At 57.9% G+C, this 13,715-nt stretch carries 12 protein-coding genes and 1 tRNA gene; 6 read left to right on the top strand and 7 right to left on the bottom strand.

Going from position 1 to position 13,715, the window contains the following annotated elements:
- Positions 1-133 precede the first annotated feature (133 nt).
- Entirely contained in the window at positions 134-1,480 is a 1,347-nt protein-coding gene (locus J2741_RS10450; RefSeq protein WP_245249488.1) for a mannose-1-phosphate guanylyltransferase/mannose-6-phosphate isomerase, read from the bottom strand.
- Positions 1,481-1,618: 138 nt separating this feature from the next.
- Here J2741_RS10450 and J2741_RS10445 point away from each other — a divergent pair, with 138 nt between their 5' ends.
- Entirely contained in the window at positions 1,619-2,314 is a 696-nt protein-coding gene (locus tag J2741_RS10445) for a phosphoribosyltransferase (RefSeq protein WP_342452260.1), read from the top strand.
- 78 nt (positions 2,315-2,392) lie between these two features.
- Here J2741_RS10445 and J2741_RS10440 read toward each other — a convergent pair whose 3' ends face one another.
- From J2741_RS10440 to J2741_RS10430, 3 genes are all read right to left on the bottom strand, one after another.
- Positions 2,393-2,965, bottom strand: coding sequence for a nucleoside-triphosphatase (locus tag J2741_RS10440; RefSeq protein WP_209675192.1), 573 nt, complete (start codon positions 2,963-2,965; stop codon positions 2,393-2,395).
- A gap of 2 nt (positions 2,966-2,967) precedes the next feature.
- Positions 2,968-3,936, bottom strand: coding sequence for a tetratricopeptide repeat protein (locus tag J2741_RS10435; protein WP_209675191.1), 969 nt, complete (start codon positions 3,934-3,936; stop codon positions 2,968-2,970).
- 109 nt (positions 3,937-4,045) lie between these two features.
- A complete protein-coding gene (locus J2741_RS10430) occupies positions 4,046-4,477 on the bottom strand; it encodes a DUF61 family protein (protein WP_209675190.1) in 432 nt (143 codons plus the stop codon).
- 125 nt (positions 4,478-4,602) lie between these two features.
- Between J2741_RS10430 and J2741_RS10425 the strand changes: the two genes are divergently transcribed.
- Positions 4,603-4,812, top strand: a complete 210-nt coding sequence (locus tag J2741_RS10425) for a hypothetical protein (protein WP_209675189.1) — start codon at positions 4,603-4,605, stop codon at positions 4,810-4,812.
- A gap of 201 nt (positions 4,813-5,013) precedes the next feature.
- Here the strand turns inward: J2741_RS10425 and J2741_RS10420 are convergent.
- The 3 genes from J2741_RS10420 to serA all read right to left on the bottom strand — a co-directional run bounded on the left by J2741_RS10420 (position 5,014) and on the right by serA (position 8,727).
- Positions 5,014-5,087 (bottom strand) — tRNA-Val (locus J2741_RS10420).
- A 316-nt stretch (positions 5,088-5,403) separates the two neighbouring features.
- Entirely contained in the window at positions 5,404-6,987 is a 1,584-nt protein-coding gene (locus J2741_RS10415; RefSeq protein WP_209675188.1) for a hypothetical protein, read from the bottom strand.
- A gap of 153 nt (positions 6,988-7,140) precedes the next feature.
- Positions 7,141-8,727 carry a phosphoglycerate dehydrogenase gene (serA, locus tag J2741_RS10410; protein ID WP_209675187.1) on the bottom strand — a complete coding sequence of 529 codons (1,587 nt, stop codon included), beginning with the start codon at positions 8,725-8,727 and terminating at the stop codon, positions 7,141-7,143.
- 152 nt (positions 8,728-8,879) lie between these two features.
- On the opposite strand from serA, the gene ppsA reads away from it, so the two are divergent.
- Genes ppsA through dph2 form a run of 4 tightly spaced genes read left to right on the top strand, consistent with a single transcriptional unit; the run spans position 8,880 to position 13,712 of the window.
- Positions 8,880-11,162: a phosphoenolpyruvate synthase gene (ppsA, locus tag J2741_RS10405; protein WP_280897446.1), complete on the top strand. Its 2,283-nt coding sequence runs from the start codon at positions 8,880-8,882 to the stop codon at positions 11,160-11,162.
- Positions 11,152-12,249: a tyrosine decarboxylase MfnA gene (mfnA, locus tag J2741_RS10400; protein ID WP_209675186.1), complete on the top strand. Its 1,098-nt coding sequence runs from the start codon at positions 11,152-11,154 to the stop codon at positions 12,247-12,249. Before ppsA ends, mfnA begins: the two co-directional genes overlap by 11 nt.
- Complete coding sequence (hpt, locus tag J2741_RS10395) at positions 12,242-12,790, top strand: hypoxanthine/guanine phosphoribosyltransferase (RefSeq protein ID WP_209675185.1); 549 nt, start codon at positions 12,242-12,244, stop codon at positions 12,788-12,790. Before mfnA ends, hpt begins: the two co-directional genes overlap by 8 nt.
- Complete coding sequence (dph2, locus tag J2741_RS10390) at positions 12,774-13,712, top strand: diphthamide biosynthesis enzyme Dph2 (protein ID WP_209675184.1); 939 nt, start codon at positions 12,774-12,776, stop codon at positions 13,710-13,712. Before hpt ends, dph2 begins: the two co-directional genes overlap by 17 nt.
- The last annotated feature ends 3 nt before the right edge of the window (positions 13,713-13,715 follow it).

The following is a 13,715-nucleotide window of genomic DNA, read 5'->3' as shown; positions in this document are numbered from 1 at the left end:
ACGATATCCCGATCTGCCGGTATGTTAAAGCGATTCGCATTCCTCCCGGGCTTCCCGGATTTAGTAGCCCCGGGGGCGCCAGATTTCTCTCTAAAAAGGTATTCCCGGCCCCCCCAGTGAGTCCCGGGACCGATCAGGTACGGTTATAGTCGTCGCTGAACCGGACGATGTCGTCCTCTTCGAGGTACTCCCCGATCTGGACCTCGATCACCTCGAGGGGGATCTTCCCGGAATTACCGAGACGATGGATGGTCCCTGCAGGGACGTAGGTACTCTCGCCCTGCCTCAGGTGGATGGTCCGGTCACCAAGCATCACGTCCGCCATCCCGCTTACCACGATCCAGTGCTCGCTCCGGTGCCGGTGCATCTGGAGTGAGAGTTTTTTCCCGGTTTTCACGGTCACCCGCTTGATGCGGAAGAACCGGGACTTCTCGAGCTCAACGTAACTGCCCCAGGGCCGGTGCACCTGGAGGTGAAAATCGACGATAGGGTCGCCGGATTCCCGGTACTTCGACACCAGCTCCCCCACCCGTTCCGATGACGCCAGGTCGCATGCAAGCAGGGCGTCGCCGGTATCCACGAGCACGAGGTCGTTCACCCCGACGAGCGCCACTTTCTTACCCGGGGCGTGGACGAAATTTCTCCGCGATTCGACGTACTCCGCGTCTCCCACATTGTCCTCCGCAGAATGGGGGTAGAACTCGTACCAGGCCCGGAACGTGCCGAGGTCGGTCCACTCCGCCGAGAGCGGGACCACGGCCACCCGGGGGGATTTTTCCAAAAGACCGTAATCGATGGAGAGGGAGGGAAGGGTCTCGTAATCGGGCATGTCGCCGGCGAACGCGTCATACACCCCGGGCTGGTATGTTTTCAGTTCCTCGAAGTACTTCCGCGTGGAGAAGAGGAAGATGCCGCTGTTCCAGAGGTACCCGGATTTTATGTATCGCTCCGCGGTCTCCCGGTCGGGTTTCTCCCGGAACTCACTTACCCTGCACCCCACCGCAAGCGGCGTCCCGGGGGAGATATACCCGTATCCCGTATGGGGCCGGGAGGGGGGGATCCCGAAGGTTACCAGGAATTCTTCGGCGATAGGTGCTGCACGGCGGATCTCCTCTACGGCGACCGGATCAAGGTGGTGATCGCTCGGGAAGACCACCACCAGGCTGTCGCCGAACCTGTCCGCGATCTCCTTCATGGCCCATGTTATCGCGGGGAGCGTATTCTTTCCCACCGGTTCCTTCAGTATTGCCTCGTCGCCGATGGTGTACCCCAGGTCTTCGACCTGGTTCTTCACCAGGTACTGGTGCACTTCGTTCGTGACCACCACGATCTCTCCGGGTTTCGAGAGCCGGAGGGCGCGAAGGTACGTCTCCTGGAAGAGCGAGTACCCGTCGATCCGGAGAAACTGCTTGGGATAATACGTCCGGGAGAGGGGCCACAGCCGGGTCCCCACACCGCCGGCAAGAATGACGGATTTCATCGGATTCATGGCAAGTCACGTGAATTTATTACATTGTTCCTTCTTATCCGTTCCCTCTCCGGGGCAATCCGGGCGCCCCCCCGCCTCGCAACAATATTAATGGGTGAGGAAGGAGATGCTCACTCACGAGGTGGTGAAGTGCCCGGGATCATCGAAGATACGGAACTCCGTGACAGGGTGTATGTATTCCAGGACAGGCAGGACGCAGGCAGCAGCCTTGCCAGATTTCTAAAGGAACGCCTGCAGTTCACTACCCCGGTCGTCTGTGCCATTCCTGCGGGAGGGGTACCGGTCGGCCTCGAGGTCGCAAGGGCCTTTTCTGCTCCTCTCGTCCCGGCAGTGGTGAGAAAACTCCGGATCCCCTGGAACCCCGAGGCAGGGTTCGGCGCCGTGACCTGGGACGGCAGGGTCCTCTTTAATGAGAAACTGATGAAATCTTTGCGCCTTACCGAGGCCGAGATCGATGCCGCCCTCGAGATCAGCAGGGAGAATGTCAGGGAACGCCTGCACAAATTCACCCGGGACGCTCCCTTCCCCTCCCTCCGGGACCGGGAAGTGATCCTGACAGACGACGGTCTCGCCTCGGGATACACCATGAAGGCGGCGGTAGAAGCGGTGCGGGAGCAGGGGCCCTCGTCGGTGGTCGTCGCAGTCCCCACCGGGTCGCTCTCCACCGCAAAGTGGCTCGCACCATTTACCGACACCCTCGTCTGCCTGAACATCAGGACCTCATACAGTTTCGCGGTGGCCGACGCCTACAGGCGATGGCACGACCTGCACGACGAAGAGGTGGTGACCCTCCTCCTCCAGGCACGGGAAGAGGGGCTCGTGTGACCGGCATACGATTCAGAATGAATCCGGGATATGGTTTTTAGAGAACGATCCGGAAAATAAAGGTTTTTTAGAAGTCTGTCATGATTTTTCCGGAAAACCGGTTCCTGCCTGCACCATCATCGCCCGGATGACCGGAAGCAGGGTTCCGGTAAGTTCACCCCGGTTTTCCCGGGTTATCCCGATTATGCACACATCCGGCCTTTCTTTTATCCGCTCAATGAAATGGTCTCCTTTCCTCGCGATCGTGGCCAACAGCGGTGTCGGGCGGTCCAGGACATCGAGCAGCATCTCCCGGAACTCCCGGGAGAGCACCTCCATCTTTCCGATCTCGTCTATGACGACCATACCGTGACCGGGCAGTGATTCCCTGAGACCTTCGATATACCCGCGGAAACCGACGACATCCACCCCGTATCTTCCGACCCGGTCCCGGCTTCGGATCGAGGTGTGGGCGAGCAGCATCGTCCCACCCGACAGGGACACCAGTTCGAAACCGGTCCGTACGCTCCCTTCCCTGATCTCACGGGTATAAAATCCCACGGGGCGGTATAATTCGAGGTACGGGAGGAGAGAGATGATGAGGGTGGTCTTTCCCACTCCCGGAGGCCCGGTGACGAGGAGGTTTCCGGGGGAGGGAATATCCGGGTTCACGGTCAGGACGCCCGCTTCCGGTACATGATCACGGCAAACGCCATGATCGCCGCGAGCATGGGCAGCAATGACGGAGCGCTCCCCGGGACGGAGACCGAAAGAGGTTCCCCGGGTGCTTCGATCTCCCCCGGGGTATCCGCCGGGGCCGATGTCCCGGTCGGGTCGGCCTGGATTTGGCCGTCGTCACCGGGAGCCGGAGTGACGTCATCCATTACGACGGTGCTGGCCCCTACGGTTACGTTCAGCTGGTCCGCCAGGGCCAGGCCCTCCGATGCCTCCGCGAGACCCGGGTGGATCACCAGCGCCCTGTCAAACGAGACGATGGCGTTTTGGTAGTCTCCTGCTGCAAGGTACGCAGTTCCTATCCCCACCCACGGGTCCGCATCGCCGGGGTCGAGCCTGGCCGCCCGGGTATACGACCTCACGGCGTCGGCGTAGTTCCCGAGCAGCTCCTCAGCCTCGGCTTTTCCCATCCAGGCTGCCATAAGGCCCGGGTCCGCGGCGATTGCCATGTTGAACGCCTTGAGCGATTCGTCGTAACTGCCCTGCTGGAGAGAGGTCCTGGCCCTGCTCACCAGGAGCGCCGCGTCCTCCGCGGATCCGGCCCCCGGCACGGATGTCGTACCCCCGGAATACGATCCGGAATCTCCTCCGGATGAGGAATAACTGTCCGACCCGCCGTCTGAGGTGGCGCCGCCGGATGTACCTCCGTCCGATCCGCCGGAATCACCCCCCGCCTGATCCCCGCCGGTCGCGTCGCCGGTACCGCCGGTATCGGACCCGGAATCAGAACTGCCTCCGCCCGTATCGGAACCCCCTCCCCCGGAGAAACTCCCCGGAGTATCCCACCCGTCGGGGGGGCTGTTGTCGGGGAGACCTCCGCACCCGCAGTCCGAAGCGATAACCGGCGCTACAGAGAAAAGAACGGCGATTCCGATAATAACCAGGGTGACGACGGCAATTCGGCGCATGATATAGTGTGCACAACAGGTCAAAATAAGGTATTCGGGTACATGAACCGACCGCGACCCCGCGCACTCCGTGACCCGGCATCTCCCACGGAACGCGGAAGAGAAAACCCTATCTCAGGACCATCTGGAAAAGGGTAGGGTATTTCCGGAGTATGGCGAATGCGATAGGCCTGGATATCCAGAGCCGTCCCTGCTCGAAGCTACGGAGCGGGCTTATCTCGTTTTTTGCCCGGAGCGCCTCCGCCGCTCCTTCATCGGCGAGCATGCAGCTGTCCGGGACATCCGCGGTGCAGTAAAAGAGTACCGGGAGTTTCAGCCTCCTCCGGAGATCTTCGGAAAGCCCCTCTGCAAAACGGGCGAGATCTTCTTTGTCAAACCGGTATTCTTTCCCTTCTTTTGTACTTGACACCGGGCGGTCCTCGGCAAGAAGGTCGGAGAGTCTCTTTCTTTCGGTGACGATGCCCCGGTTGACTTTCCCGAGCTCGAACTGCATCCATCGCATCATCACCCGCTCGTCACTTATCGATGGCCGGTCATTCATGTTTCAGGCATATTCTGTCCGGGAAATATTTGAGACCAGCCTATCCGGCAACTCATGAGTGGTCCACTCTATGCCAAACTCGAAAGGTATTTATTCATTCCTTACCTCCTGAACGAAGAGGTATCATGGACATCGCAGCAACCGTGGGATTCCTGGCGCTGGTAATCATCGGCATTCTGATCATCCTCCTGATTCTCCGGGTGATCTGGATGCTGCTTCCTGCCGCGATCATCGCTATCATCGTCTTCTTCCTGACCTTCAATCTTTGGTACGCAGGGGTCGCGTTCCTGATAATCGCGGTGATCACGGTGTTGGCCGGGATACTGCGACGATAACCGTTACCCGTTTTTTTCACCCGGGGTAATGATCGCAGGGACCATATCGCGTTACGCGAAGATCGCGATACCCGCAGACCCGAAAATGTACTAAAATAGTCTTCGATCTCCATTTTGTTCCGAATCCCGGGGATGACATAATCACACAAAGTGGCGGCGCGTCGGGAAAAAAAGATCTCATAAGAAGACGTTCGAAAAGAATGGGCTCGAGGAGATTCGAACTCCTGACCTCCGCCATGTCAAGGCGACGTCATAGCCAGCTAGACCACGAGCCCGCATCAATCAGCAAGATGCTCTCTAACGTGGGTCTCGGTACTATTAAATTATTTTCTTTTCTTGTGTCTGGGGCAATATGGACCGATTTTTTTGATTTCAATCTATCATACATTTTAAGCCGGCTAAGGGAAACATTTACTTCAAAATACCGGGAATCCTGCTCAACTGAAAAAGGCACAAAATCTTCTCAAGGCACTCGCGGTAAATGGAGGAATTCAATCTCGCTGGCCGAATGAATCGGCACCAGAGCGGAAGACCGTACCATGCCATGAATCTTTTTCCTCCTGGGAAGGTGTCGTCATCCCCGGACTATCGCTATTTTAATGTAATGGGATAAATATCGTAATCTCTATAATGGAACACTTTTGAAAGATTCCATTTTTCTCTCAGTGAAGGCAACTCTGCCTGATACTCATCGTTTCTGGTTGTATCAACCAGTAAAAAAGCACTTTCTGGTCGGTACTCCCACCACCTGTCACAGGCGTTCAGCAGGAACGGGCGAATGCTGTCAGGTAAAAAATACGTCGGCCGTATCGTCACTTTCTCTTTTGAAAGGTATGTGATAATATTTGAGTCCCAGTATGTGCCATACCCATACATCAGGTTTTGATCCTCCAGGAATGAGATAAGGTCATATTCTCTCTCGTTTGGGTTGGGATCCAGGTTGGATACATATGCGAAACTGGAAATGCCCGAAAGAATCAGAAAGGCCACAACAATCACTGTAAACGATTTTCCTCCTTCCGAAGAGGAGGCAGCCACAAGTATGAGGATGGCCAGTGTTCCAAACGTCAGATATCGTGCTCCCGTTATATCGTATACATATGTCGAGATGAGGAAAGATACCACAATCAGGACAATCGATGTGACAAATATTGTATAAAAAAACCTCTTTCCTGTGGAACCTTTTTTGAAATCCTTCACCATATTCAGGAGAGTATACAGGATTAACACCGCAAACAGGAGGATTGAGAGAATATCGACAATGTTTATTTCCCTCCCGCCCATCAAATGGTATAACCCGGTGTTCAGTAACATTGCCTGAGCTTTCAGGTAGAGGGGAATATTCACCAGGAAAATATCTGAAATGCTATGTATTCCAAAATTTCCCTTGATCCAACCGGGTATAAAAAACGTCTTGATTACATAGGCGATAACCGCCACGACCCCCATTAGAAGGATAATAAAATTCCCCGCATATCCTTTTGCCGGGTATACAAGGATATGGGCTATAATACACGGTATAAGGATCCAGACCAATATAATCGAATCGGAAAAAACGGATAAAAAGACCAGTACCAGTAATGCAATGAAATGCGACCAGGAAATATTCAGATTCGAACTGTTCATTTCCCTATGCGCACCTTCGCCCTTCTTATGAGTTCTCATTCGAGTATTCATCACACACAGGAGGATGAGGATTAGCGCTCCAAACACAATAGTCGCGTTATGGGTAGTCGGATATGTATACCAAAAGTATCCTTCAGGAGGAATATTTGCCGCTAATGCTCCGAATAAAAGGGTGGCCGTTGTATCTTTGGTAACAAGATAGACAAGATAAGAAAGAAGGAACACTGCCAGGATGAAAATAAAAAAAACAACCAGTTTTAGTGCGACAGGATTATAATTTGTAAGGATTTGAGGAACCAGTTGAAATGGGATCAACTCGGTTAAGACGAGGCTGTCGGTGGAGAGCAGGTGGTACCCGGACAACAAAAAGTTGTAATGTTTCCCGATTTCCATCGACATAAGACCCATTCCAACAGAATCGCTATCCAGGCTCAGATAGAGAGAGATGAAAAATTTAGTAATAAAGCCATAAACGATAAAAAAAATAAAAATCAATCTGGTGAAATTTTTTAAGAATGGCAATCTCTCTTGTATCGCTGAAGCGTTCATGGGCCCCCCTATACTATGTTCAATTGTCGTGTATGCCGCTTTATATATTTTCAAAAAAAATACATTTTCAAAAAATACAATTTTATAAAAAATCCAAAGATGGATTCAATTATGTCCATCCTGCCCAATATTTGAAGAATCCCGGCTGAATAATCACAGCCGTACGAACTTGGCGGTAAAAATACCGGGCATCGAGCGGATCTGGTCCATCATCTCCTCGGAGACCTCGCTGTCCACGTTCAGGACCATTATCGCCTCCTCTCCGGGGTTGATTCTCCCTACCTGCATTCCCGCGATATTGACATCGCCTTTCCCGAGGATGGTCGAGGCCCTTCCGATGACCCCCGGCTTGTCCAGGTGGCGGGAAACGACGACAAACCCTTCGGGGATCATGTCCATCGTGTAGCCGCCGATAGCAACGATCCGGCTGCGTCCCTTCATGAAGACCGTCCCGCTCATGGTCTCGGTCGTCTTGTCGGTCTTTACCCTGATGGTCACCAGGCTCTTGAAGCCCTGGGACTCGTCGTTATTCGTCTCCGAAAGGGCGATCCCGCGTTCTTTCGCCACGAACTCGGCGTTTACGATATTGACCGGCACCTGGAGGATGGGGTCGAGCAGGCCTTTTAAGGCCATGCGGGTGATGAACCGGGTGTTCTGTCCTGCCTTCCCGAGCTCGCCCGAGTAGATCATCTCAACCTTCTCCATCCGCCCTTCGACCAGCTGGGTGAGGAACCGGCCCATCTTCTCCGCGATGTAGGCGAACGACTCGATGGTGTCCTGTTGCTCGGGCGGGACCATCGGTGCGTTGACGATATACTTCGCCGTCCCTCCCTTCAGTACCGAGCCGCATTGCCTGGCGATGGATACCGCAACGTTCTGCTGGGCCTCCACGGTGCTCGCCCCGAGGTGCGGGGTCACGACGACGTTGTCGAGTTCGAGCAGGGGAGATTCCAGCGGAGGTTCTTCCTCGAACACGTCGAGGGCCGCCCCGGCGACCTTGCCCGATTTCACCGCATCATAGAGTGCTTTCTCGTCGATGATGCCCCCGCGGGCGCAGTTGATGATCCGCACACCGTCCTTCATGGTGGCGATGCTCTTTGCGTTTATTACGTGCCGGGTCTCCTTGATCAGGGGGGTGTGCACGGTGATCACGTCCGATACCCGGATCACCTCGTCGAGCGACATCGCTTCCACCCCGATCTGGGCGGCCTTTTCCCTGGTGATGAAGGGGTCGTACCCCACCACGTGCATCCCGAGTGCGAGCGCCCTCTTCGAGACCTCGCGCCCGATCCGGCCGAGCCCGATAATCCCCAGGGTCTTCTCGTTCAGCTCGACCCCCATGAACTTCGACCGCTTCCATTCCTTCTTCTTCAAAGAGGCATTCGCCTGGGGAATGTTGCGCGCCAGGGAGAGCATCATGGCCATGGTGTGCTCGGTCGCCGCGAGCGTGTTCCCCTCCGGCGCATTCGCCACGATGATCCCCGCCCGGGTGGCGGCGTCCATATCGATATTGTCCACCCCGGCCCCGGCTCTCCCGATAAACCGCAGTCTCTTCCCGGCCGCGATTATCCGGGCGGTGACCTCGGTGCCGCTCCTGACCAGGAGGGCGTCGTACTCCCCGATGATCGCCGCGAGCTGATCTTCCGTGAGGTCGGTCTTCACGTCGACATCGAACTCCTGCCGGAGGATCTCCAGTCCTTCCTCGGCCAGCGGGTCGCTGACCAGTATCTTAGACTTCACAATAAAACCCTACCATGTATCGGCTTGCTACCATTTCATGGTTGTTCTCCCCCCGATCCTTTCCACGGAAGAATAACCAGATAACGGTTTCCGATCGGGCGGGCGATGATAATTTATTAACCAGATCACGCGGAGATTATAGTGGTGCGTGCATGACACAAATGCCGGATATCCTGTGGCTTGAGGAGATACGAAAAGAAGATATCGCTTCGGTAGGGGGGAAAGGAGCATCTCTTGGGGAAATGTTCGCCATCGGACTTCCCGTCCCGAGGGCGTTCGTGGTGACCAGCCACGCGTTCCGGAAATTTTTGCAAAAAACCGGGCTCGAAGACACGCTGTTCTCCGGGATGGACACCCTTGACGTCGAAGATGCCGAAGCACTGGAAAAATCGGCAGAGAAGGCAAAATCCGCGGTCATGAAGGCGAAGATGCCGAAAGACATCCAGAAGGAGATCCTGGATGCCTATAAAAGAATGGACCCCTCGGGCATGGTGGTCGCGGTACGGTCCAGCGCCACCGCCGAGGACCTCCCCGACGCCAGTTTCGCCGGACAGCAGGACACCTTCCTGAACATCAGGGGGGGCAGTGACCTTCTCGATGCGGTGCAGAAGTGCTGGGCCTCCCTGTATGGCGGGCGGGCGATATACTATCGCGCACGGCAGGGGTTCGACCACCGGAGCGTGAATATCGCGGTGGTGGTCCAGCAGCTGGTCCGTTCCGAGAAAGCCGGGGTGATGTTCACCTCCCACCCGGTGACCGGCGAACCGCTCACCATCATCGAGGGGTCCTGGGGCCTCGGCGAAGCGGTGGTATCGGGATCGGTCTCGCCCGACAAGTACGTCTGCGACCAGCGGACCGAGAAGGTCATCGACCGTCTCGTTGCCCATAAGACGACCATGATCGTCTCCGACGGTGAAAAGGGGACAAAGACCATCCCCGTACCGAAAGCGAAGCAGGAGAAGGTCCTCCTCTCCGACGACGAGGTCACCCGCCTCGCCACGTTCGGAAAGATCGCCGAAGACCACTACGGGGTGCCCCAGGACGTGGAGTGGGGCATCGTGGGCACAGAGATCTATATCCTCCAGTCGAGGCCCATCACCACGATCAAATCGGGCGAGTCCGCGGCGGGCGCAGGGCACGAAGGTTCGACCGGCAGGATCCTCCTCCAGGGTCAGGGAGCGTCGCCGGGGATTGCGAGCGGCAAGGTGGTGATCGTGAGCGATGTCAAGGATTCCGGAAAGATCAGGGACGGCGACATCCTGGTCACCAGGATGACCAATCCCGACATGGTGCCGGCAATGCGAAAAGTCGCGGCGATCGTCACGGATGAAGGAGGCATGACCTGCCATGCGGCGATCGTGAGCCGGGAACTCGGGACTCCTGCGGTAGTCGGCACCAAGAAAGCCACCGCGATCCTCAAACCCGGACAGGTGATCACCGTGGACGGTGAGAAGGGGCTGATCTACGAGGGAGCCATGGAACAGAAAACGGCCCAGGCTGCCCCCGCGCAGGTCGCGGTTGCGGCGCCGAAGATTATCACCGCCACCAGCGTGAAAGTGAACGTGTCCATGCCTGAAGCGGCCGCACGGGCCGCGGCGACGGGGGCGGACGGGGTCGGGCTGCTCCGGATAGAGCATCTCATCCTCGGCCTGAACCGCACCCCGGGCTGGTTCATCGCCAACAACAAGGAAGAAGACTTCGTCCAGGAGCTGTACCTCGGTATCAAGACCGTGCTCGATGCGTTCTATGGAAAGCCGGTCTGGGTGCGCACGCTCGACGCCCCTACCGACGAGTTCCGGAACATGGCCGGCGGTGAGGATGAGCCGATCGAGCACAACCCCATGCTCGGATGGCGGGGAATCCGCCGCGACCTGCAAAGCCCGGACCAGTTCAGGCTTCAGGTCGAGGCATTCAAGAGACTGTGGGAGCAGGGGTACGACAACCTCGGGGTGATGTTCCCCATGGTCTCCCATCCCGACGAGTTCATCCGGGCACGGGACATGATGGGCGAGTGGGGTGTGGACGTGGATGCCGCCACCCTGGGCGTCATGATCGAGATACCGGCGAGCGCCGTCATGATCGAGGATTTTGTCCAGGCAGGGATCAAGTTCGCCTCGTTCGGGACGAACGACCTGATCCAGTACACCCTTGCCATAGACAGGAACAACGAGAACGTTGCAGGGATGTACAACCCCAAGCACCCGGCGGTGCTCTCCCTCATCCACGACGCAATACAGGTCTGCAGGGAGTACGGGGTCGAGATCTCCATCTGCGGCCAGGCAGGGTCCGAGCCCCCCATGGTGGAATGGCTGGTGGAGCACGGGATCACCAGCGTTTCCGCGAACATCGATGCCGTCCCGAAGATCAGGGAGACCGTGGCCCGGACCGAGCAGCGCATCATCCTGGAGAGCGCGAGACGAAATAATGCGGTATAAAGGGCGGACTGAGGAAGACCTCTTCTCTTTTCTCGCGTCCAAAAAGAGAGAGGACACCTGCCACGAGTACATCCTCTCGTCGATGTGCACGCTCCCCCACCCTGTCGCGGTGCGGGCGCACACCATGTTCATGGAGACCAACCTCGGGGATCCCGGGCTGTTCCAGGGCACCTCGAGTCTCGAGCACCTGCTGATCCGGACGCTGGGCGAGCTCTTCCATCACCCCGATGCCTGCGGGTACGCCACCTCGGGCGGCACGGAGTCCAACATCCAGGCCCTGCGGATCGCGAAGATGACCTCGAAGAAAACCCGGCCTAACGTGGTACTCCCCGAATCCGCACACTTTTCCTTCAAAAAAGCCTGCGAAATACTCTGTATGGAGATGCGGTGCATCCCCCTGGACGAGCACTACAGGATGGACGTGCAGGCCGCCGCGGAAGCGACGGACGACCAGACCTGCTGCCTGGTGGGGATCGCAGGGACCACCGAGTACGGGATGGTGGACCCTCTCACCGAGCTCTCCCTGCTCGCGATGGAACGCGATATCCACCTGCACGTGGACGCCGCGTTCGGGGGGATGGTGATCCCCTTCCTGGAAAGACCCCTCCCGTTCGACTTTTCCCTCCCGGGTGTGCGGAGCATCGCGGTGGATCCTCATAAGATGGGGCTTTCCACCATCCCGTCGGGGTGCCTCCTTGTCCGGGATCCGGAACTGGTATGCTCCCTCTCGGTGGACACTCCCTACCTCACCGTGAAGCAGGAGTTCACCCTCTCGGGGACCCGGCCCGGGGCCCCGGTGGTGGGGGCGCTCGCGGTACTCGAGTACCTGGGCCGGGAAGGCATGGAGGCCCTCGTCAGGGGGTGCATGAAGAATACCCTGCGGCTCATCGACGGTATGGAGGCCTACGGCATCGCCCGGGTGGTGACCCCGGACGTGAACGTGGCGACCTTCTCCCCGGCGAAGGTGCCCCCGCCATGGAGGATCTCGATGACCCGCAGGGGGCACCTGCGGATCGTGTGCATGCCCCACGTGCACGCTGACATCATTGAAAAATTCCTGAAGGATATTGGTGAGACAAATGCTTGAAAGACTGGTTAAATCTCTTGAAACCTGCCCGATGGTGAAGCGCGGCGAATATAATTATTTCATCCACCCGATAACCGACGGGGTCCCGGTCGTCGACCCGGACCTTCTCCGGGAGGTGTCCACCGCCATGATCAAGGTGCTCGACCTCGACGGGGTCCACAGGATCCTGGTCGCCGAGGCGATGGGGATCCATATCGGTTCGATTATCTCGACCATGACCGATATCCCCCTCAACATCGTGCGGAAACGGGAATACAAGCTGCCGGGGGAGATCGCCATCCATCAGAGCACGGGGTATTCGAAGGGCGAACTCTACCTGAACGGCATCTCCCCGGGAGACCGCGTGGCGATCGTGGACGACGTGATCTCCACAGGCGGAACCATGAAAGCCATCCTCGGTGCGCTCGACCTCGCGGGTGCCGAAGTGTCCGACATCTGCTTTGCCATCCAGCGGGGTTCCCCCGATATCGGCCGGCCGTATAAGTCGCTGGTCAGTATCGAGGTCACCGACAGGGTGCATGTGATTGACCGATACTTCTAGGCTCGTCACTCTCCTCAACGAGCGTGGGGCCAGCCGGGTCGCCCTCCAGTTCCCGGCCGGGCTGAAGCGGCAGGCGGGAGAGATCGCCGGAACCCTCAGGGCCGCAGGGTTTTTCGTGGTGATCAGCGGCGACCCCTGTTACGGCGCGTGCGACCTGGCCCTCGACACCCTTTCTTTTGCGGACGTGCTGGTGCATTTCGGACATACTCCGCTCGGCACGCACCCCGATGTAATCTTCCTGCCCTGGGAGGTCGACATTCCTCTCGAGTCACTGGACCACGCGATCCCGCTGCTCAGGGAATCCCTGGTAGGGCTGGTCACCACCTCCCAGCACGCCCACCAGCTCCCACGCGTGGCCGAGTATCTTGGCGACAGGGGGATCGAGGCACGGATCGGTGAGGTGAGCGAACGTACCCCGCTTCCCGGCCAGATCCTGGGATGCTCCTATTCCGCGGCACGGGTCCCGGGAGTGAAAGAGATCCTGTACATCGGCACCGGGGTGTTTCATCCCCTCGGGGTCCAGCTCGCCACAGGCGCACGGGTCGTAGCCCTTGACCCCTTTACCGGGACCTCGGCAGTGATCGACGCATCGCGCCTGCTCCGCACCCGCCACGCCCTTATCGAACGAGCCCGGCGTGCGGACCGCTTCGGTATCCTGGTCAGCACCAAGACCGGGCAGTGCCGGAGAGAACTCGCAGAGCGCCTGGCCGGGCTCTGCGACAGGGCGTTTCTGGTCGTGGCCCGGGAGATCGATCCGGGCGAACTTCTCAACCTGGGCTTCGGTGCGTACGTCAATACCGCATGCCCCCGCCTCTCGTACGACGACCAGGTCCGGTTCCCGGTCCCGGTACTTACCCCGCAGGAGTTCGAGATCCTTTGCGGGGTGCGCCAATGGGAAGATTACGCCATAGACGAGGTCTGATCT

Origin of the sequence: Methanolinea mesophila (genome assembly GCF_017873855.1) — an archaeon.
In the GTDB taxonomy this organism is placed as follows: domain Archaea; phylum Halobacteriota; class Methanomicrobia; order Methanomicrobiales; family Methanospirillaceae; genus Methanolinea_B; species Methanolinea_B mesophila.
Note: the sequence above shows the minus strand (reverse complement) of the source record. Positions and strands in the feature narration are given on the sequence as shown.